16 protein-coding genes are annotated in these 19,840 nt (G+C 68.3%); 12 read left to right on the forward strand and 4 right to left on the reverse strand.

The features are described from left to right. Window positions 1–129: 129 nt before the first annotated feature. Window positions 130–1,689, forward strand: coding sequence for an ABC-F family ATP-binding cassette domain-containing protein (locus ACFO0C_RS43000; protein ID WP_378072618.1), 1,560 nt, complete (start codon window positions 130–132; stop codon window positions 1,687–1,689). Window positions 1,690–1,741: 52 nt separating this feature from the next. Here ACFO0C_RS43000 and ACFO0C_RS43005 read toward each other — a convergent pair whose 3' ends face one another. Further along, the gene (locus ACFO0C_RS43005) at window positions 1,742–1,972 is read right to left on the reverse strand and encodes a hypothetical protein (protein WP_378072619.1); all 231 of its coding nucleotides are present in this window, start codon (window positions 1,970–1,972) and stop codon (window positions 1,742–1,744) included. A gap of 320 nt (window positions 1,973–2,292) precedes the next feature. Between ACFO0C_RS43005 and ACFO0C_RS43010 the strand changes: the two genes are divergently transcribed. From ACFO0C_RS43010 to ACFO0C_RS43040, 7 genes are all read left to right on the forward strand, one after another. Next, window positions 2,293–2,667 carry a hypothetical protein gene (locus ACFO0C_RS43010; protein ID WP_378072620.1) on the forward strand — a complete coding sequence of 125 codons (375 nt, stop codon included), beginning with the start codon at window positions 2,293–2,295 and terminating at the stop codon, window positions 2,665–2,667. A 37-nt stretch (window positions 2,668–2,704) separates the two neighbouring features. Further along, complete coding sequence (locus ACFO0C_RS43015; RefSeq protein ID WP_378072621.1) at window positions 2,705–2,995, forward strand: hypothetical protein; 291 nt, start codon at window positions 2,705–2,707, stop codon at window positions 2,993–2,995. A 24-nt stretch (window positions 2,996–3,019) separates the two neighbouring features. Continuing rightward, the gene (locus ACFO0C_RS43020) at window positions 3,020–4,045 is read left to right on the forward strand and encodes an ATP-binding protein (RefSeq protein WP_378072622.1); all 1,026 of its coding nucleotides are present in this window, start codon (window positions 3,020–3,022) and stop codon (window positions 4,043–4,045) included. Between the two features lie 30 nt (window positions 4,046–4,075). After that, entirely contained in the window at window positions 4,076–5,104 is a 1,029-nt protein-coding gene (locus tag ACFO0C_RS43025; RefSeq protein WP_378072623.1) for a LuxR C-terminal-related transcriptional regulator, read from the forward strand. A gap of 124 nt (window positions 5,105–5,228) precedes the next feature. Continuing rightward, the gene (locus ACFO0C_RS43030) at window positions 5,229–6,593 is read left to right on the forward strand and encodes a hypothetical protein (RefSeq protein WP_378072624.1); all 1,365 of its coding nucleotides are present in this window, start codon (window positions 5,229–5,231) and stop codon (window positions 6,591–6,593) included. 67 nt (window positions 6,594–6,660) lie between these two features. After that, window positions 6,661–7,467 carry a MerR family transcriptional regulator gene (locus ACFO0C_RS43035; protein ID WP_378072625.1) on the forward strand — a complete coding sequence of 269 codons (807 nt, stop codon included), beginning with the start codon at window positions 6,661–6,663 and terminating at the stop codon, window positions 7,465–7,467. Continuing rightward, window positions 7,464–8,072, forward strand: a complete 609-nt coding sequence (locus ACFO0C_RS43040; RefSeq protein ID WP_378072626.1) for a GyrI-like domain-containing protein — start codon at window positions 7,464–7,466, stop codon at window positions 8,070–8,072. Before ACFO0C_RS43035 ends, ACFO0C_RS43040 begins: the two co-directional genes overlap by 4 nt. Here ACFO0C_RS43040 and ACFO0C_RS43045 read toward each other — a convergent pair. Beyond that, window positions 8,064–8,843, reverse strand: a complete 780-nt coding sequence (locus ACFO0C_RS43045) for an NPP1 family protein (protein WP_378072627.1) — start codon at window positions 8,841–8,843, stop codon at window positions 8,064–8,066. The genes ACFO0C_RS43040 and ACFO0C_RS43045 overlap by 9 nt on opposite strands. A gap of 229 nt (window positions 8,844–9,072) precedes the next feature. On the opposite strand from ACFO0C_RS43045, the gene ACFO0C_RS43050 reads away from it, so the two are divergent. Continuing rightward, window positions 9,073–11,256: a putative bifunctional diguanylate cyclase/phosphodiesterase gene (locus ACFO0C_RS43050; protein ID WP_378072628.1), complete on the forward strand. Its 2,184-nt coding sequence runs from the start codon at window positions 9,073–9,075 to the stop codon at window positions 11,254–11,256. Window positions 11,257–11,377: 121 nt separating this feature from the next. Here the strand turns inward: ACFO0C_RS43050 and ACFO0C_RS43055 are convergent, their stop codons facing one another. Continuing rightward, window positions 11,378–11,815 (reverse strand): DoxX family protein, encoded by a 438-nt coding sequence (locus tag ACFO0C_RS43055; RefSeq protein WP_378072629.1) that lies wholly within the window; start codon window positions 11,813–11,815, stop codon window positions 11,378–11,380. Between the two features lie 307 nt (window positions 11,816–12,122). Here ACFO0C_RS43055 and ACFO0C_RS43060 point away from each other — a divergent pair, with 307 nt between their 5' ends. The 3 genes from ACFO0C_RS43060 to ACFO0C_RS43070 are packed head-to-tail and all read left to right on the forward strand — an operon-like array spanning window position 12,123 to window position 19,265. Beyond that, entirely contained in the window at window positions 12,123–14,549 is a 2,427-nt protein-coding gene (locus ACFO0C_RS43060) for a beta-L-arabinofuranosidase domain-containing protein (protein ID WP_378072630.1), read from the forward strand. Window positions 14,550–14,562: 13 nt separating this feature from the next. Then, entirely contained in the window at window positions 14,563–16,002 is a 1,440-nt protein-coding gene (locus tag ACFO0C_RS43065) for a glycoside hydrolase family 43 protein (protein ID WP_378072631.1), read from the forward strand. Then, window positions 15,999–19,265 carry an MGH1-like glycoside hydrolase domain-containing protein gene (locus tag ACFO0C_RS43070; RefSeq protein ID WP_378072632.1) on the forward strand — a complete coding sequence of 1,089 codons (3,267 nt, stop codon included), beginning with the start codon at window positions 15,999–16,001 and terminating at the stop codon, window positions 19,263–19,265. The genes ACFO0C_RS43065 and ACFO0C_RS43070 overlap by 4 nt, the downstream gene beginning before the upstream one ends. Window positions 19,266–19,369: 104 nt before the next feature. On the opposite strand, the gene ACFO0C_RS43075 is transcribed toward ACFO0C_RS43070, so the two are convergent. Further along, window positions 19,370–19,840 (reverse strand): hypothetical protein (locus ACFO0C_RS43075; protein ID WP_378072633.1); only part of this gene is annotated, 471 nt, incomplete at its 5' end.

The following is a 19,840-nucleotide window of genomic DNA, read 5'->3' on the forward strand; positions in this document are numbered from 1 at the left end:
GACCTTCGGATCGGGAGAGAGACATGGCAGGGGACGACGACATCGCGGGGTGAAGACCCCGCCCCGGCCGCCCGCGTGGTGGCCTCCTTCGTCGTGTCCTGAGATCCGATTCCACCCGTGGGGTGCACCATGTCTTTTTCTGTCTCTGACCTCTTCTTCTCGTGGCCGGACGACACGATCGTCTTCGACGGCCTGTCACTGACCGTGCCGGAGGGCCGCACCGGCCTCGTCGCCGTCAACGGGGCCGGCAAGTCCACGTTGCTCAAGCTCGTCGCCGGTGACCTCCAGCCGTCCGCGGGCACGATCACGGTGCGCGGCACGCTCGGCTACCTGCCCCAGCACCTGCCGTTCGCCTCGGAAGAGACGGTGGCGCAGGTGCTCGGCGTGGACCGTACGATCGCCGCGCTCCATGCCATCGAAGGCGGCGACGCCGCCGAGGAGCATTTCGCGGTCGTGGGCAACGACTGGGACGTCGAGGAGCGCAGCCGTGCCGAGCTGGACCGTCTCGGCCTGGCCGACGTCGCCCTCGACCGTCGTCTCGGCACCCTCAGCGGCGGCCAGGTCGTGTCCCTCGGTCTCGCCGCCCAGCTGCTGAAACGGCCCGACGTGCTGCTGCTCGACGAGCCGACCAACAACCTCGACCGGGCCGCCCGCGAGCGCCTGATCGGTGTGGTCCGTTCCTGGACGGGCACGCTGCTGACCGTCAGCCACGACCGTGAGCTGCTCGACGAGATGGACCGGATCGCCGCCCTCGACCACGGCGAGGTGGAGTGGCACGGCGGTGACTTCACGTCCTTCGAGGAGGCGACGGCGGCCGGCCGGGAGACCCTGGAGCGGCAGGTCCGCAACGCCGAGCAGGACCTCAAGCGGCAGAAACGTGAGGCCCAGCAGGCCCGCGAGCGCGCCGCCCGCCGCGCGTCGACGGCGTCACGCAACCTGGCCAGCGCCGGTCTGGCCCGCATCCACGCCGGGAACCTGAAACGGGGCGCCGAGGTGTCCGCGGCCCGCGCCGCCGACGTGCACGGTGACCGGGTCGGTCAGGCGCAGGCACGGTACGACCAGGCGAGCCGGGCCGCGAAGCAGGACGACCGGATCGTCCTGGAGCTGCCCGGCACCACGGTCCCGGCCGGCCGCACCGTCTTCCACGGCGAGGGACTGTCGGCCCGCTACGGCGATCGGGAGATCTTCTCCGGCGTCGACCTGATCGTTCGCGGGCCCGAGCGGATCGCCCTGACCGGCGCCAACGGGGCCGGCAAGTCCACACTGCTGCGGCTGATCGAGAAGGGCGCGGCCGGCCCGGTCGCCTACCTGTCACAGCGTCTGGACCTGCTCGACCCGGACCGTACGGTGGCCGAGAACCTGGCCGTGTCGGCACCGGCGCTGCCCGACGCCGAGCGGATGAACCTGCTGGCCCGGTTCCTGTTCCGGGGCAGCCGCGCGCACCTGCCGGTGTCGGTGCTCTCCGGCGGCGAGCGGCTGCGGGCCACCCTGGCGTGCATCCTGTTCGCCGAGCCGGCCCCACAGTTGTTGCTGCTCGACGAGCCGACCAACAATCTGGACCTGGTCAGCGTCGCCCAGTTGGAGAGTGCCCTGAACGCTTATCGCGGCGCCTTCGTGGTGGTCAGCCACGACGAACGCTTCCTGGATCGGATCGCCGTCGGCCGCCGATTGCATCTGCCTGTGGAATAGCCGCAGGGGCGGGATCCGGCCAGGTGAGGCCGGACCCCGCCGGGCGGCGTCGCTACCTCCGCCAGATGTACGCGGCGGCGACGAACTGGGCCAGCGCGGCGATGACACCCATGGCGGTGATCGCGAATCGAACCGTCGAATCGGGGATCTGCAACTCGCCCGCGGCGGTTACGAGGGAGCCCACGGCGGTGGCGAAACCGCCTGCCGCCCAGGCGGCGGTCTTCACGACCGCGGGCCGGTGATCAGGGGACCGTCGTGGTCCGGGGGTTCGCAACTGTGGCATGTCGACACCACTCCGATCTTGGAATGTGGCCTTTCGGTTGCTTCACGACCGGAGAGCAGCTGCCGTACGGTCGTGGTGTCTTCTGTGCGCCGAGGCGGGATCGCCCGGTCCGCTCAGCGTGCCACCGGGGAGGTGCTCTCCGAGTCGCTGCCGTGTGCAGAATCGGACGACACCCGACTGCATTCACGCCGCAGCAACCTGCGCCGCAGGGCGGTCACCTAATCCCCTGGTACTAGTTCGCCGCTGACATCTCGTCACTGGCTGCCTACCCGGCGCAGCGGTCCATCAAGGATGCTGGCACCCAGCGATGGGAGGCCATGATGCGCCCGCAGCGGCTGAGGGAAGCGGTGCTGGAGCTTCTGACGACGTCCGGCACCGAGGTCCGGCGTTTGATGACAGTGGTGGACGCGGCGATCGCCGGAGTGCCTCCGCGATGGCAGTCGATGTCCTATACCGAGGTCATCCGGTTTCTCGTCGACGGGCAGGCACGGCTGCCGGACGCGCGATGCGGTGTGGTTCTGCGGCGTGGGCACCGCGACGGGGGATTCCAGCTCTGTCTGTTCTTCCTCGACGAGCAGTCGGAGATCGTCACCGACTCCGAGGGGCAGGTGGCCGGCATGCGATGTGCGGTCGATGAGCTGGATGAGGAGCTCGCCGACACGTTTGGTTCGTACGATGTCATCGTCGTCGTCTGAGGAGGGCGGAGATTTGCCTGCGCCATTGGCTGTTCTGATGTTGACCGCATTGTTCGGTCTGGGCGTCGCCGTGATCACCGTGGCGGTGATCACCTTCAGCATGATCGTCGACTGGTTCGTGTCCCGGGTCAGCAAGATCAAGGACCAGCCGAGCAGGCTCGCCTTCACCATCAAGGAGGAGCTGGCCAACGGCCGTTGTGCGATCGTCCAGGGCATCTTCGAGGCCGATTCCGGCACGGTGCTGGAGGCGCGCCGGGTGGAGGGCGACCGGGTCGACGCCCGGGTCGTCGCCGCACATGCCGGCCAGACCGTGACGATCTGGTCGTAACCGCTGATGAGTGTCGGAGACCTGATGCGACGGTTTCTCGCGGATCGCGGTGAGTATCGGGTGACCGGGATCCCCCAGGACACGGACGCCACCGCAGCCGCCGTTCTGCGTAGCCGCCTCATCTCGGCCGCTACCGAGTTCACGAAGGACCGTCCACAGACCGCGCTGGCTGTCACCGTCACGAATCGTCCCGGCGACCGGATCCCCGCAAGCGTCGTGAGCGAGAGCCCCGCCGTGGACGCGTCATCCCTGGATCTCGCGGTGACGGCGCCGAAGTACGGCTTCGACCTCCTGGTCCTGCCGCCGCAGACGATGGAGCAACTGTCGCTGGCGATCGCGAGGGCGGAACTGGCCGGTCAGATCTACGGGCGCTGGGGTCTGAAGGCCATCGAGCCGCATCCCCGGTCCATCATCAGCCTGCACGGCCGACCGGGCACCGGGAAGACGATCGCCGCCCACGCGATCGCCTCCCGGCTGCGCCGCCGCATCGTGTCGGTCCGGTGCAGCGATCTCGAGTCGAAGTATCACGGTGAGGGTCCCAAGAACGTGGCGGCCGCCTTCCAGCTGGCGGCACGGCATGGTGCGGTCCTGTTCCTGGACGAGGCCGACGCGGTCCTGTCACGACGGTTCTCGGCCGTCACCCAGGGGTCCGAGCAGGCGATCAATGCCATGCGCAGCCAGATGCTGGTGGCTCTCGACTCGTTCGAGGGCGTGGTGGTCTTCGCGTCGAACCTCGCGGAGAGCTACGACGAGGCGTTCCACAGCCGGCTCCAGCACGTGTACTTCCCGGACCCGGGCCGGGCGGAGCGGCTGGAGATCTGGCGTCGTCATCTTCCACCGGAGCTTCCGATCGCGGCGGACGTGTCCCTCGACGAACTCGCCGGGATCGGTGCGATGGGCGGCCGGGACATCAAGAACGCTGTTCTGGACGCTGCCACCGCAACGGCGATGGCGGGCCGCACCGAGGTCGACCAGTCGTCGTTGCGATCCGCCGCCGAGCGGATCAAGGCGAACCGTGTTCCACGCTCGAGTTTGACAGCTTCGCGTTGACACCTTCTCGGAACAGCCCCGGGAGATGACGTGACCGAACGACAACTTCATGTGTCGATAGCCCACTCCGATCGGATGGTTCGTACCGGCCTGTATTCGATACTGGCCGGTGACAGCCGTTTCCTCGTCCTGGACCCGGTGCCGGCCCTGGCGTCGTTGTCACGGGCGTTCGACGTCTGTGTCTCCGACATTCACCGCGTCGGGACACCGGAGGAGATCAGGGACCGCCTGCGCACCAGCTCGACGGTGGTGCTCACCGCCGTGGACCATTTCGAGGCGCTGACCGCTGCCTGGGTGGGCGGCGCCCGGGACATCCTCCGGACCGACGATGATCCGGCGACCATCAGGCAGGCCGTGCTGGAGGCCGGAGCCGCCCGGCCGGAAGGCCAGCCGGTCCAGCTGAGCAGCCACGTCGCGGCGGCTCTGCGACTCACCATCGAACATGCCGGGGCCTCCGCGTTGAAGGTGGACTCCCAGGGGTCCCAGCAGTCCTCCGGTGTCGACGCGGGCCTGACCGTATCGGTCGGCCTGATCGAGGCGCTATCCCGGATGGAGATGAACGGACGGATTGACGCGATCCTCCAGGACCCGAGGATCCACAAGGCGTTCGCGGTGCCGGATCCGCATATGGCCCGCGCGCGCTATGTCGGCGAGCTTGAACAGTTCCGGCTCGACTGTGCGGGGTACGGGCTCGGGTTGATGCCCGACATGACCCTGCGATGGGGCGTCGAGAAGGTGGAGATGTTCGATCCCAAGCCCCACCTGTCCGTGCTGACCCCGATGCAGCGGGCCGTCATGGAGCATCTCGCCGACGGGCTGACCAACGAGCAGGCGGCGAGGGAGCTCCGTATCCAGCCGAGAACGGTGCAGACCCACACCAGCCAGGCGATGCAGAGGTACAGCATGAGCGGGCATCGTCAATCCGCCCACCTCAAAATGCTGGTCGCCCAATTCGTGACCGGCCGGCACACGAATCCGGACCTGGCCCACCGGTTGCTGCTCGGATACGGCTTCAACCCGGTGGAGATCGTGCCGTCTCCTCGCCGGAAGCGGCGATGACCGGCGGGAGTGACACCTGACCGGAGGTATTTGGGATGGGTCTTGGACACTCACGTTGACTTCACCGGGATCGGGAGATCGCATGGAGGCCTCCTGAAAGAATCTCCAGTGGGTGGAGGCACTCATGTCCCTTGAACTGGATCGCCGGCTCGCCGACGTCGGTACCCGATTCCGGATCTTCCCGCAGCCACGGTTCCTGCAGAAGGCGGACGGTTCGGGGCCGCTCTTTCCCGAGCCGGAGCTGGTCACGGTCTCCGTCGAACCGGGTGGCATGCAGGCCGGGCCCGGTGACGACCGGATGTTCGTGGTGGACGCGATCGGGAAGCTGCCGTACAACAGCTTCTTCCGCCCGCCGTTCCGGGGTGCGGCCCGCCCGCCGGTCCGCCCCGGTGACGACGGTCATTTCGACCACCTCGATCCGGCGAGCCGGGAATTCTCGGCGGCCACCATGTACGCGACGGTCCGCCGTGTCCTCGACATCTGGGAGGACTACTTCGGCCGTACCATTCAATGGCATTTCGAATCTGATTTCTCGCGGCTGGAACTGATCCCGCTGATCGAATGGGACAACGCCCAGTCCGGCTACGGCTTCCTGGAGTTCGGATTCGGGCGCAAGCCGAACGGGACCATCGATCACGACCGGCCGTTCTGCGAGAATTTCGACGTCCTCGCCCACGAGCTGGGGCACAGCATCATCTTCGCCGAGGTGGGGGTGCCGGCCAGCCCGTTCGACGAGGGTATCGACTACGGCGGCATGCACGAGTCGGCCGGTGACCTGGTCGCGATCGTGGCGTCGCTGCACTTCCACTCGGTCGTCGACCTGCTGCTCGACTCGACCAAGGGCAACCTGCTCACCATCAACGGCCTGGACCGGGTCGGTGAGCTGTCGGACAGCCGGGAGATCCGGGTCGCGCTCAACTCCCGCCGCATGTCCGACGTCGGCGACGAGCCGCACGACCGGTCGCTGCCGCTGACCGGCGCGATCTTCGACACCATGGTCGAGGTGTTCCAGCAGGACCTGGTGGCGAGGAAACTGATCAGCGACGACCTGCGGACCCGGTCGACGAACCTGCCCGGCACCTCCCAGGACCTCGTCGAGATCCAGGCCGAGTTCACCGCCGCGTACACCGGCAACGAGGCCGCGTTCAAGGACTCGCTGCTGCGTGCGCGCGACTATCTGGGCCGGCTGCTCGCCGTCACGTGGGGGAACATCTCGCCGGACTTCCTCACCTACCACGGCATCCTGCGGGCGCTGTTGCAGGCCGACCGGGAGATCACCGGCGGCGACAACGTGGAGATCATCCGCGCGTGTTTCGCCTGGCGGGAGATCGCCCCGGTGCCGACGTCGCTACTGCTGCGCCAGCACACCATCGCCGACTGCGGCGTCAGCCTCGGCAAGGGCGCGACCGTCGCCGGCGGACGGGCCGTGGCCGATCCTCGGATTCCGGGGCCCCGCGTCAACGGGGTGACCTCTGCCGCCCGGATCTGAGTGTCTCCCCCGGCGGGCTTGACTCTCCCGCCGGGGGAGACTGGAACCTCGGTGAGAAGGAGGAACCGTGGCGGAAGGCCTGATCCCGATCGGTCGCTTCTCCCGGATGAGCCGGCTTTCGATCAAGGCGTTGCGTTTCTACGACGATCAGGGCCTGCTCGCACCGGCGTGGGTGGATCCGGCGTCCGGCTACCGCTACTACCGGCGGGGACAGGCCGCGCGGGCCGAGGCGATCCGCGTGCTGCGGGCGGTCGACATGCCGGTCGGGGAGATCCGTGACCTGCTCGCCGACGACGATCAGGAGCTGATCGGAAAGCGACTGTCGGCGCACCGGGAGCGGCTGCGGGCCAGGCTGGCCGAGCAGGAGCGGATGCTGCGGTTCCTCGAACGTCTCATCGATCGAGGAGGAGATCTCATGTCCGACGAGGTCACGGTCAAGATGGTCGCGCCGGTCACGGTTGCGAGCCTGACGGTGCGGGCCGGTCTGGTCACCATCGGCGAGGCCGTCCGGCAGGGCTTCGGCACGATCATCGGATCCATCGGTACGGCCGGCGCGTCCCCGGCCGGAGCGCCTTTCCTGATCTACCACGACGTCCTCGAGGAAGGAGCCGAGGGCGACGTGGAGATCTGCATCCCGGTGACCGGGGGGATGGCCGGTTCCCGTGAGGTGCCCGGCGGCACCGTGGCGTCGATCGTTCATCGTGGCCCGTATGCGGAGATCGCCCCGGCCTACCACGTGGTGACCGGCTGGATCGAGGAGAACGGGAGCACCCCGTCCGGGCCGCCCCGCGAGATCTACCTGAACGATCCGCAGAGCGTCACCCCCGACGAGCTGCTCACCGAGGTGCAGTTCCCGATCGAGGGCGACCGGTGACGGCGAAGACCGACTTCAAGCGGGAGCTGTCCGGCTACTCCGCCCGGCGCGGCCGTTTCGACATCGTCGACGTGCCCGACCTGCGCTATCTGATGGTCGACGGGGAGGGCGACCCGAACGCGGGAACGGCGTTCGGGGACGCCGCCGAGGCGCTCTACCCGGTGGCCTACCGGTTGAAGTTCGCCAGCAAACGTGCCGGCCGGGACTATGTCGTGATGCCGCTGGAGGGACTGTGGTGGGCCGACGACATGGAGTCGTTCACCGCGTCACGAGACAAGAGCAGATGGCACTGGACCCTGATGATCATGGTGCCGGACGGGATCGACGAGGACCTCGTCGGCGACGGCGTCCGGCTCGGCACCCTGTCGGAGGGGCGATGTGTGCAGACCCTGCACGTCGGGCCGTTCGACGCCGAGGCCGAGACGCTGGAGCGGATGCACCACGAGTTCATCCCGGCCAACGGGCTGCGGATGACCGGCCGCCACCACGAGATCTACCTGAGCGACCCGCGCCGGACCGCGCCGGAGCGGCTGCGGACCATCCTGCGGCAACCGGTCGCCCCGCCCCGGGAGGAGGGCGGGGCGGGACGGCGTACCTCAGGCTGAGGGGTTGAACGTGATGCCGGAAGGCATCGCCTCGGTGAGCAGACCGACGAAGTTGGCGTCCTTGAGGCCGAAGTTGGCGCTGCCGAAGTCGTAGTTGCTCAGCGTGGTGCGGATCGCGGTGGTCGGGAAGCCGTTCCAGCCGACCAGCGACGGGTACTGCCAGGTGGCGTAGCCGTTCTCCGGCGGCTCGTCGTTCGAACCGGCCAGCCGGAACGCGTGGGTGCTCGCCCCGTCCTTGTGGTAGACGATCTTCGGGTGGTTGCCGGTCCACCGCACGGCGCTCGCCGCCGCGATGTCGAAGTCACCGTGCGCCGACGTGGAGACGTACTTGGCCACGTCGTTCTGCACCCACACCACGACGTGCTCCCAGTCGTGCCGGTGGCCGCCGATCGAGCTGTTCGCCAGCGCCTGGTCCTTCTCGAAATACAGGCCGTACGCGATGGCGCACCACCCGTTGTTGCACTTGTACCGCGAGTACCCGTTGGTGTTGTCCAGGTCGGCGTTGTCGTGGCAGTCGCCGCTGAGCGAGCCGGTCGGCTTGAGACCGCCGTTGACGGTGCCGGTCGGGCCGATCGCCGGGGTCGGGTAGCAGCCGTCGGTGTCGTAGTCGTACGCCGGCTGCCATTTGCTCTCGATCGCCTCGGCGTTGCCGGGCAGTTCGGTCGGGGGGGCCGCGAGCGCCGGCACGGCCGTGGCCGCGAGCAGGGCGAGCGCGCCGCCGGCGACGAAGGCCGAGCGCAGCGCCCGGCGGCGGGGAGTGGAGGGGGACATCTGACTCCTTGGCATCGATCGGGGGGAATCGTTTCCGAAGGGATTTCCGCACGGCCGCCTGGGTGGTGAGGCATCTGCCGGGCTGCGCGGGGATCAACGCTCGGCGAACACCACATCCACGGGCGGCCGGCGGCGTACCCGCCGGTAACAATCGATCAGCGTGACGGTTCAGGAGCCTTTGGGCAATAGATTGTCTCAACTCCCGTGACCGTGGGCCGACAGTGCGGACATGAGGCGGAAGATGGTGACGCGGGCGGGACCGGTGCCGAGCCGTGCCCTGCTGCCGCTGATCGCGATCCTTCCCGCGCAGGCCGTGGGCTTCGCCGTCCCGGCCTGGTATCCGATGATCCTCGCGGTCTCGCTGGCGGTCCTGGACGCTTTCGGTGTCCACTACCTGATCCGGGTGGCCCGGCTCGGGCTCAACGCGCTGCCGTGCCGGATCGGCGCGTTCGCCCGGGGGATCGGCGTCGTCAACGCGCTGACCCTGGTGGCGTGGCTGTCCGGCGGTCCCACCTGGCTGTGGTGGGCGGCTGTCGCGACCCACGTCGGCGGGATGGCGATTCTCGGCCTGTCGACCGTGATCGGCCCGCTGTGCCGGCTGAGCGGCCCGCACCGGCAGGCGTTCGTCGCCGAGATGGTGGCGGTCGGCGCGGCCGCGGTGATGCTCGTCTGGTTCGCCGGGCTGGACCCGCTCCTGCTGTCCGGCCGTCCGGGTGCGGGCTGGAGCATCGTCGCCGGGCTATTGATCGCCGACCTGATGCTGGCCATGGCGATCGCCGCGATGCTGCTGCGCGGCATGGTCAGCCACTGGCGGGACCCGATCACCGTACTGATCACCGGCATGGGGCTGGCGATCCTGGCCGACACCCGATGGGCCAACAGCCTGCCCGCCGGCGTGGAACACCTGGTCGAGCCGATCGGTGGCGCCCTCGTGGTGACCGCGCACCTGCTGCTCACCCTGTCGCCGATGATGTCGGCGTCCGGCGTCGGGAGCGTCACCGACCGGGCCCGCCGGACCGAGCCGCCGCGCTGGATCGCCTACATCCCGCTCGCCGCGCTGGTCACCGGCGTCGCGCTGCTGCTCGTGATCGTGTCGATGTCCGGCTGGCTGCGCTGGAGCGGCCTGGTCGTCGCGATGGCCGTCATGCTCGTCGCCGTCACGTTCCGCTACTGGCTGTCGCTGCGGTCGAGCCGCGCACAGGCCGGCCGTGACCAGGAGACCGGGCTCGCCAACCGGGCCGGTCTCAAGGAGGCGCTGGCCCGGGTGGTCCGCGGCCGGGACCCGTTCGCGGTGCTGGCGATCGCGGTGGCCGAGACGGGTGTGCAGCACAGCATGGCGGCGGTGCTGCGGGCCAACGTCCGCGCCGACGACCTGATCGCCCGGGTCGGCCCGGACACGTTCGGTGTGCTGCTCACCGACGCCAGCGTGGCCGGTGAGGCGACCATCGCGGCGCAGCGGGTGCTCGCCGCGGCGCAGGACGAGGGCATTCCGTGCGGCATCGGCGTGGCGGTCGCGCGACCCGGCGAGCCCGCCAAGACGGTGCTGCGCAACGCCGAGATCGCGATGAGCCACGCCGCGCGGTCGGCGACGCCCACCTTCGCCATCCACGAGCCGTCGATGAACGACCGGCGGGCCCTGGACGCGGCGCTCGCCGAGGCCCTCGAAGGGGCGCTGCAGCGCGACGAGTTCACCGTCGTCTACCAGCCGATCGTCGACCTGGCCAGCGGGCGGGTGGTGGCTGCCGAGGCGCTGTTGCGCTGGCAGCACCCGCTGCACGGCGCGGTGTCGCCGGCCACCTTCATCCCGGTGGCCGAACGCTCCGGGGAGATCGTCGGCATCGGCCGGTGGGTGCTGGAGCAGGCGGTCCGCCAGGTGGCCGCATGGCGTGAGGCCGGCGCCGATCTCACGGTCACCGTGAACGTGTCGCCGCGCCAGCTCCAGGAACCGCAGCTCGCGCGTGACGTGCTCGCGGTGCTGGAACGTGCCGGGGTGCCGCCGCGGAGCCTGGTGGTCGAGGTGACCGAGTCGGCGATGGTCGACGAGGCGGTCGAGATCGCGGTGCTGCGACGGTTGCGGTCCGCGGGGGTCAAGATTGCCATCGACGATTTCGGTACGGGCTACTCGTCCCTGCAATACCTGACGCGGTTGCCGGTGGACGTACTGAAGGTCGACCGCGGTTTCGTGGCGCGGCTCGACGGCACCGCCGAGGGTGCGGCGATCGCGGAGGCGGTGATCCGGCTGGCGCAGATCCTGCGGCTGACCACCGTGGCGGAGGGGATCGAGACCGAACAGCAGGCCGTCGAGTTGCGGGCACTGGGCTCGGAGCGGGGCCAGGGATACCTGTTCTCCCGGCCGGTGGCGCCGGAGCAGGTGTTCGCCCTGGCGGCGCGGCGCCAGGACCTGGTGGCGTAACCGGTCTCCCGTCCTCGCCCCACTCGCCTGGCCGTCGGCTGGACGGTCCCGGCCGCTGGCACGGCCGGGACAACGGTGTTCGTCCTCCGATGTCGAGCCGGGCGCCGTTGCCCCGCTGAGGTCAGGCCGAGGCCTTCGCTTTCGCCTTCTCCTCGGTGACCGCGGGAACCGAGGCACGCTGGTTGCGGATCAGCGCGTCGATCGACCAGGGCCCGCCGCCGACGACCGCGATCAGGAGGAAGGACCAGGAGTAGAGCGCGGGGGTGACCCCGCCGTTCTGGATCGGCATCAGCCCGTCCGGCTGGTGCACCACGAAGTAGGCGTAGGCCATCGAGCCGGACGCCAGGATCGCGGCGGGACGGGTGCCGAGCCCGACCAGGACGAGCAGGCCGCAGACGAGCTGGATGAGTCCGGCGTACCAGCCGGGCCACAGGCCGACCGCCACCGGCTCACCCGTGCCGCGGCTGCCGCCGAGCAGGCCGAAGATGCTGGCGAGCCCGTGACAGGTGAACAGCAGACCGACGACGACCCGGAACAGCAACCAGGTGATCTCGGACACGCGCGGGGATGACAATAGACGCTCCTCTGTCAGGAAGTGGACAATCTGGAAATCCACAGTAGGCGCCCCGGGGCTCGCTTTATATAGATGATCATAAATTTCATCTAAGAACCTGGGATGACGGAAATCTATTCGTAACCGGTTCTACATCTTGCCGAAAACGTTTTCGTAAGGCAGCGTGTGCCGCAGGCGAGCCGCATCACGGGGGCGGGTCTGCCGGGGCTGCCCAGGGGTGCCGCACGCTGCATCTTTCCGGGGCGCCTCCGCTCCCCATGCATCGAAATCACTCGATTGCAGAGGTGTCCTCATGCGTTTCAACCGTCGTACCGTCCTGATCGCCGGCGCCGCCGGGGCCGCCGGAGTTCTGCTCCCCGCCGGCCCGGCCCGGGCTGTCCGGCCCGACTTCGGCGTCTCGGTGTATCCCTTCCCGCTCACCGCCGTCCGGCTCGGCTCCGGCCCGTTCGCCGACAACGCCGGGCGCACCCAGTCCTACCTGCGGTTCCTCGACGCCGACCGGCTGCTGCACATGTTCCGGGTGACCGCCGGCCTGTCTTCCTCGGCCACCCCGTGCGGCGGCTGGGAGTCACCCTCGACCGAGCTGCGCGGCCACTCCATCGGGCACGTGCTCAGCGCGCTCGCCCAGGCCTACGCCGGCACCGGCGACACCACCTACCAGGCCAAAGGCGACTACCTGGTGGCGCAACTCGCCCTCTGCCAGCGCTCCAACGGCTTCCTGTCGGCCTATCCGGAGTCGTTCATCGACCGGGTCGAGACCGGCCAGCAGGTGTGGGCGCCCTACTACACCCTCCACAAGATCGTGCAAGGGCTGCTCGACTGGCACCTGCTCACCGGCAGCGCCCAGGCCCTGACCGTGCTGCAGCGCAAGGCCGCCTGGGTGCAGGCCCGCAACAGCCGGCTCACCCACGCCCAGCGCCAGCAGATGCTGCGCGTCGAGTTCGGCGGCATCGGCGAGACCCTGTTCAACCTCTACCAGCTCACCGAAGACCCGGTGCACCTGTTCACCGCCCAGTACTTCGACCACGCCCAGGTCCTGGACCCGCTCGCCGCCGGGGTCGACGCACTCGCCGGGTTCCACGCCAACACCCAGATCCCCAAGGCCATCGCGGCGATCCGTGGCTACCACTCGACCGGGGACGCCCGCTATCGCGACATCGCCGTCAACTTCTGGAACTTCGTGGTACGCCAGCACTCGTACGCGATCGGCGGCAACTCCAACGGCGAGTACTTCCAGGCGCCGAACCGGATCGCGTCGGAGCTGTCGGACAACACCTGCGAGTGCTGCAACACCTACAACATGCTCAAGCTGACCCGGCAGCTGTTCTTCACCGACCCGTCCCGGGCCGCCGAGTTCATGGACTTCTACGAGAAGGCGCTCTACAACCATCTGCTCGGCGCGCAGAACCCGAGCTCGGCGCACGGTCACCACTGCTACTACGTGCCGCTGCGGGCCGGCGGGATCAAGACGTACAGCAACGACTACGACAACTTCACCTGCTGTCACGGCACCGGCATGGAGACCAACACCAAGTTCACCGACAGCATCTACTTCCAGGCCGGCACGACGTTGTACGTCAACCTGTACATCGCGTCGACGCTGACGTGGGCGGCCCGCGGCGTGACGATCCGGCAGGACACCACCTACCCGGAGAGCCCGTCCACCCGGCTCACCGTGACCGCCGGGTCCGGCACCTTCGACATGCGCATCCGCATCCCGTCATGGACCAGCGGCGCTCAGGTGCGCGTCAACGGCGTCCTCACCGGAACGGCGACGCCCGGGACGTACCTCTCGATCAATCGGACCTGGACCACCGGCGACGTCGTCGATGTCAGCCTCCCGATGGCCCTCACCCTGGAGGCCGCGCCGGACAACCCGTCGGTGCGCGCCGTCAAGCACGGGCCGATCGTGCTGGCCGGGCAGTTCGGCACCAGCAACCTCGGCAGCCTGCCGGTCCTCGACCCGGCCACGTTGACAGCGACCGGCACGCCGCTGGAGTACACCACCGGATCGGTGCTGCTCCGGCCGTTCTACAAGACCCACGGCCAGCGCTACAGCGTCTACTGGAACGTCACGAGCACCGCCCCGAAGGAGGCCCGCTACCCGTTCGACGAGACCTCCGGAACGGTCGCGACCGACGCCACCGGCAACGGCTGGAATGGCACCCTGGTCGGCGGCGTGACCCGCACCGCCGGGCGCAGCGGCAACGCCGTCCTGCTCAACGGCACCAACGGATACGTCGGCCTGCCCGGTGGCATTCTCGCCGGCGTCACCGCGTTCACCATCGCCACCTGGGTCCGCATCGACACCGCCGCCACCTGGACCCGGGTGTTCGACTTCGGCACCGGCACCGGCGCCTACCTGTTCCTCACCCCGCGCAGCAGCTCCGGCACCGCCCGGTACGCCATCTCCAACGGCGGCTCCGGCGCCGAGCAGCGCATCAACGCCCCGGCCGCGCTCCCAACCGGGGCGTGGACGCATGTCGCCGTCACCCACACCGGCAACCTGGGCGTCCTCTACGTCAACGGCGCCGAGGCCGCCCGCAACACCGCACTGACGGTACGCCCGTCCGCGTTGCCGTCCACCACCCAGAACTGGATCGGCCGCTCCCAGTACTCCACCGATCCGTATCTGACCGCCGCCGTCGACGGGTTCCGGATCCACAGCCGGGCACTGTCCGCGGCGGAGGTCGCTCAACTGTTTTCCACCGGACAGTGAGAAAGGCAGTTCGATGTCCAGAACACGACGATCAGCCGCAGTCCTCAGCGCGCTGGTCACCGCGGCCGCGGCGATAGCCGTCGCCACCCCCTCGCAGGCCGCCAACCCGATCATCACCAGCATCTACACCGCCGACCCGGCCCCCCTGGTCGTCGGCAACACCATGTACATCTACGCCGGGCGCGACGAGGCACCCACCGGCGGCAGCAACTTCGTGATGCGCGAATGGCACGTGCTGTCCTCGACCGACGCGGCGAACTGGACCGACAACGGGGCCCGCGCCAACATCGCCACCTTCCCATGGGCCGGTGCCGACGCCTGGGCCGGCGAGGTCGAGCCGCGCAACGGCAAGTACTACTGGTACACCTCGATCAACGGCAACGGCGCCGGCTGGATGAACATCGGCGTCGCCGTCGGTGACAGCCCGCTCGGCCCGTTCACCGACGCGAAGGGCGGGCCGCTGATCAGCGACAGCACCGCCAACTCGTCCGGCCTCAACATCGACCCGACCGTCTTCGTCGACGACGACGGGCAGGCCTACATGTACTGGGGCGGCTACTGGTCGCCGCGAGCCGTGCGCCTGGCCAGCAACATGATCGACACCGTTGGGTCGGTCGTCACCCCGACGGGGCTCACCAACTACTGGGAGGCCCCGTGGATGTTCAAACGCAACGGCCTCTACTACATGATGTACGCCGCCAACGACACCAGTGGCTGTGTCACCAACTCCAACTACGCCTGCCAGCGGTACGCGACGGCGACCAACCCGATGGGCCCGTGGACCCACCGTGGCATCGTCCTCGGACAGGTGTCGTCGACGACCAACCACGCCGGAGTCGTCGAGTTCAACGGCCAGTGGTACATCGTCTACCACAACGCGAACGCACCCGGCGGCGGCAATTTCCGCAGGTCGGTGGCGGTCGACCGGCTGTACTTCAACGCTGACGGCACCATCCAGCAGGTCGTGCAGACGACCACCGGACCGCCGCCCAACCCCGGAGGCGGAGGTGGTGGCAGCGGGACGAACATCGCACCGACCGCCACCGCCTCGACCTCGTACGTGTCGTCGTGGGAGAGCCTGGCCGCGGTCAACAACGGCGGGACCCCGGCGAACTCGCAGGACCGGTCCAACCTGGCCTACGGCAACTGGCCGCAACAGGGCACGCAGTGGATCGAGTACACCTGGCCGACCGCGCAGTCGATCAACAAGAGCTCGGTCTACTGGTTCGACGACAACCAGGGCATCGACCTCCCGGCGTCATGTGCACTGCAGTACTGGAACGGCAGTCAATATGTATCCATTCAACTCCAGTCAACATGTGGCGTGGCCGGCAATGTCGAGAACGTCAACACGTTCACCAGTGCCGTCAACACGACACGGCTCCGGCTGCAGATCACGTCACGTTCCGGCTTCTCGACGGGCGTGCTCGAGTGGAAGGCGTTCCAGTCGTGAGGCGGCTGTGGGCGTACCTCTCGAGTCTGCTGTTGATCGGGGCCTCGCTCTCCGTCGACCCGCAGCCGGCGCTGGCCGCGCAACCCATCGGGTTCCCGGCGTTCGGTAACGCCGGATCCATCCCGGCACCGCCGGTCGGATATTCGACCGGTGACACGATGCGGGCCATCTACGACGCCGAGGCCAGCGGCACCGACTTCTGGATGGACCGGCTGCTCGCCCGCACCGGCAACGACCCAGCCGGGACCTGGCTGATGACACGTGGGCGAGCCGCGTTCATGTACACGCACAACCCCGCGGTGATCGGTTTCGGCGGCAACGCCGCCTACTGGGACAACATCTCCAGCCAGAACGCCTACGCGATCACCGCGTCCACCGGCACCTTCACCGAACAGGTCGCGCAACGCCGGCAGACACCCAGCCACTGGCGCAGCGTGCACACCAACGGCTCGCTGCGGCTCGATGTCACCAAGTTCATCACCAACAACAACGTGCTGGTCACCAACGTCGCCGTGGTCAACAACGGCAGCGCCTCGACAACGCTGACGCTGAACGCCACGTCGCCCTACGCGACCACCGTCAGCGGCACCGAACTGACCGGCACCCGGGCCGTCAAGAACAACCTGACGACGCTCTACCCGCGGTTCTCCGGAGACGGCTTCACCGCCGCCGGCGGGGCACTGAGCCGATCAGTAACGGTCGCGGCCGGGCAGACGGTGACGGTCAAGGTGCAGCTCGGCCTGGTCGCCAACGAGATCCCCGAGTCACGCACCGAGTACGACGCCTACCGTGCACGCACCGCCGCCGACGCGTTCGCCACCCACGTCCGCGACTACAACCGGTGGTGGGCCGACAACGTGCCCTACATCGACGTCCCGGACGCCGCGATCAAGAAGAACATCTACTACCGCTGGTGGCTGATGCGCTTCAACAACCTCGACGCCGACATCCCCGGCCAGGACTTCCAGTTCCCGCAGTCGATCGAGGGCGTCACCGGCTACAACAACGCGATCGCGCTCACCCAGCCGATGCACATCGACGACCTCAAGTACCTGCGCAGCCCGGAGTACTCCTACGGCCCGTACCTGGCCGTCGGTCAGTACTCGGCGAACGGCCGTTTCGTCGACAACCCCGGCGACCCGGAGAACTGGTCCAACTCGTACACCCAGTACATCGCCGAGGCGGCCTGGCGCGCCTACCAGATCCACGGCGGACAGCCGGCCATGCTCAACAACTTCGCCCGCTACGCCGAGGGCGACGCCAAAGGCCAGCTCGCCACCTACGACACCAACAACAACGGCGTCATCGAGTACGACTGGGGCGCGATGACCGGCAACGACGCCGACGCCGTCTCCTTCCACTGGCGCGCCGGCAACCTCGACCGCGCCGAGACCGCCTACGTGTGGAGCGCCGCCAACGCCGCCCGGGACGCCTACACCCTGCTCGGCAACACGGCCAAGGCCACCGAGATGCAGACCCTCGCCGACCGGATCCGCAACGGCGTCATCAACACCCTGTGGAACCCGGACCGGCAGCTCCTGGAGCACAAACACGTGTCCACGAACGCGTTCGTGCCCTGGAAGGAGATCAACAACTACTACCCGTACTCGGTCGGGCTGATGCCGAACACCGCGCAGTACCGCGAGGCCCTGCGCCTGTTCGCCGACGCCGCCCAGTACCCGATCTTCCCGTTCTACACCGCCAACCAGGTCGACAAGGCCGCCGCGGCCGCCGCCGGCAACCCCGGCAGCAACAACTTCTCCACGATCAACTCCACGGTGCAGTTCCGGCTCTACTCATCGGTGCTGCGCAACTACCCCAACTCGTGGATGAACACCGACGACTACAAGAAGCTGCTCTACTGGAACGCCTGGGCACAGTACGTCGGCGGCGACACCAACTGGCCCGACGCCAACGAGTTCTGGGCCGACTGGAACGGCAGCGCCGTCACCTACCGCTCCTGGATCCACCACAACATCCTCGGCAGCAGCAACTGGACCATCATCGAGGACGTCGCCGGCCTGCGGCCCCGCAACGACGCGCAGATCGAACTCTCGCCGATCAACATCGGGTGGAGCCACTTCGCGGTCAACAACCTGCGTTACCGCAACGCCAACCTGTCGATCGTCTGGGACGACCCGTCCGACGGCGTGACCAGGTACACCGGAGTGCCGCAGGGCTACTCCATCTTCCTCGACGGCACCCGCGTCGCCACCCTGAACCAGCTCGTGCCGTTCACCTACAACCCGGCGACCGGCGCCGTCACCACCACCGGAACGGTCGCGTTCAACACCGCGTTCGCCTCACTCCAGGCACCGCAGAACGTCGTACAGAGCAGCGCCCGCGTCGTCGACGTCTTCGCCAAGGCCGGCGTCGACCTCACCTCGAACCGGCCCAACCTGACCTCCGGCGCCACCGGCACCGCCTCCTACACCACCTCCGGCACGTCGGCGGCCGGCGCCATCGACGGGCTGCCCACCAACGCGCCACTGTGGGGCAGCTACGGCAGCACCAACGCCACCGACTGGTACGAGGTCAACTTCGGCAGCACCGCCCGGACCGTCGACGAGGCCTGGCTGTACTTCCGCAACGACCGGGCCGGCAACCGCTACCGGCCGCCGACCGCCTACAACGTCCAGTACTGGAACGGCAGCGCCTACGTCAACGCCGCCTCCCAGGCCAAGACGCCCGGCACACCGCAGGCCAACTTCAACAAGGTCACCTTCACCCCGGTCAGCACCACCCGGTTGCGGGTCCAGTTCACCCAGCCATCCGGCACGGTCAAAACCGGACTGACCGAGATCAAGTTGTACGGCCAGGGCACGGTCCCGTCGAATCCGAACCTGGCGGCCTCCGCCGTACCGAGCGCGTCCTACACCTCGTCGTGGGAGAGCGTGGCCGCGATCAACGACGGCATCGACCCGCCGTCCTCGAACGACACCGTCAATCCGCGCTGGGGCACCTGGCCGAACCAGGGCCAGCAATGGGCCGAACTGACCTGGTCGACCGCGCAGACCCTGAAATCCGCACAGGTCTATTTCTTCGACGACAATCAGGGAATCGACCTGCCCGCGTCGTGGAAACTCCAGTACTGGAACGGCACCGCCTATGTGGACGTGCCTTCGGCCAGCGGTTACCCCGTCGTCGCCAACCAGTACAACGCCGTCGCCTTCGGGCAGATCAGTACCACCCGGTTGCGGGTAGCTCTAACGAGTGGTGCGGCCTCCGTCGGGCTCCTGGAAGTGAAGGCTTTCGCAAACTGACGAATTCGTGAACGGCAAGCCCGGCGGCGGTCCCAGCGGACCGCCGCCGGGTGCTTTTTGGTAGACCTTTCAGACTAAAACTGTCTGGCGGCCGTAATGGCTATTTACTGAATAAACATCACTTCCGGATATTTTGTACGCCAGACGTCGCCAGTTTTCCAAAGTGGGCTCTGACGGTCTTGAACCGTGGTGAAGTACGCACGTATCAGCTTTTCACCCGGAAGGTTCACATGAGGACTAACAAACGTCTGATCGCAGCCGTCAGCATGGCAATGGTGTGCGGCTCGCTGATCGGACTCCCGGCGTCTGCGCAGGCTCAGGGTTCCCGCACAAACGCGAGTTCCGACGCCGTCGGCGGTATCACCAACCACCCCGGACCCCCGCCCCCGGGTGACGGCGGCGGTAACGGCGGCGGCGGTGGCAACAACGGCGGCGGTAACGGCGGCGGCGGTGGCAACAACGGCGGCGGTAACGGCGGCGGCGGTAACGGCGGCGGCGGTAACAACGGCGGCGGTAACGGCGGCGGCGGTAACGGCGGCGGTGGCAACAACGGCGGCGGTAACGGCGGCGGCGGT

The organism is Actinoplanes subglobosus, from assembly GCF_042650585.1.
Lineage (GTDB): Bacteria > Actinomycetota > Actinomycetes > Mycobacteriales > Micromonosporaceae > Actinoplanes > Actinoplanes subglobosus.

Excerpts from the sequence above, each read along its gene's own strand:
- ACFO0C_RS43000 (WP_378072618.1), top strand. The coding sequence starts at position 130 with ATGTCTTTTTCTGTCTCTGACCTCTTCTTCTCGTGGCCGGACGACACG.
- ACFO0C_RS43005 (WP_378072619.1), bottom strand. The coding sequence starts at position 1,972 with ATGCCACAGTTGCGAACCCCCGGACCACGACGGTCCCCTGATCACCGG.
- ACFO0C_RS43010 (WP_378072620.1), top strand. The coding sequence starts at position 2,293 with ATGCGCCCGCAGCGGCTGAGGGAAGCGGTGCTGGAGCTTCTGACGACG.
- ACFO0C_RS43015 (WP_378072621.1), top strand. The coding sequence starts at position 2,705 with ATGTTGACCGCATTGTTCGGTCTGGGCGTCGCCGTGATCACCGTGGCG.
- ACFO0C_RS43020 (WP_378072622.1), top strand. The coding sequence starts at position 3,020 with ATGCGACGGTTTCTCGCGGATCGCGGTGAGTATCGGGTGACCGGGATC.
- ACFO0C_RS43030 (WP_378072624.1), top strand. The coding sequence starts at position 5,229 with ATGTCCCTTGAACTGGATCGCCGGCTCGCCGACGTCGGTACCCGATTC.
- ACFO0C_RS43045 (WP_378072627.1), bottom strand. The coding sequence starts at position 8,843 with ATGTCCCCCTCCACTCCCCGCCGCCGGGCGCTGCGCTCGGCCTTCGTC.
- ACFO0C_RS43050 (WP_378072628.1), top strand. The coding sequence starts at position 9,073 with ATGAGGCGGAAGATGGTGACGCGGGCGGGACCGGTGCCGAGCCGTGCC.
- ACFO0C_RS43060 (WP_378072630.1), top strand. The coding sequence starts at position 12,123 with ATGCGTTTCAACCGTCGTACCGTCCTGATCGCCGGCGCCGCCGGGGCC.
- ACFO0C_RS43065 (WP_378072631.1), top strand. The coding sequence starts at position 14,563 with ATGTCCAGAACACGACGATCAGCCGCAGTCCTCAGCGCGCTGGTCACC.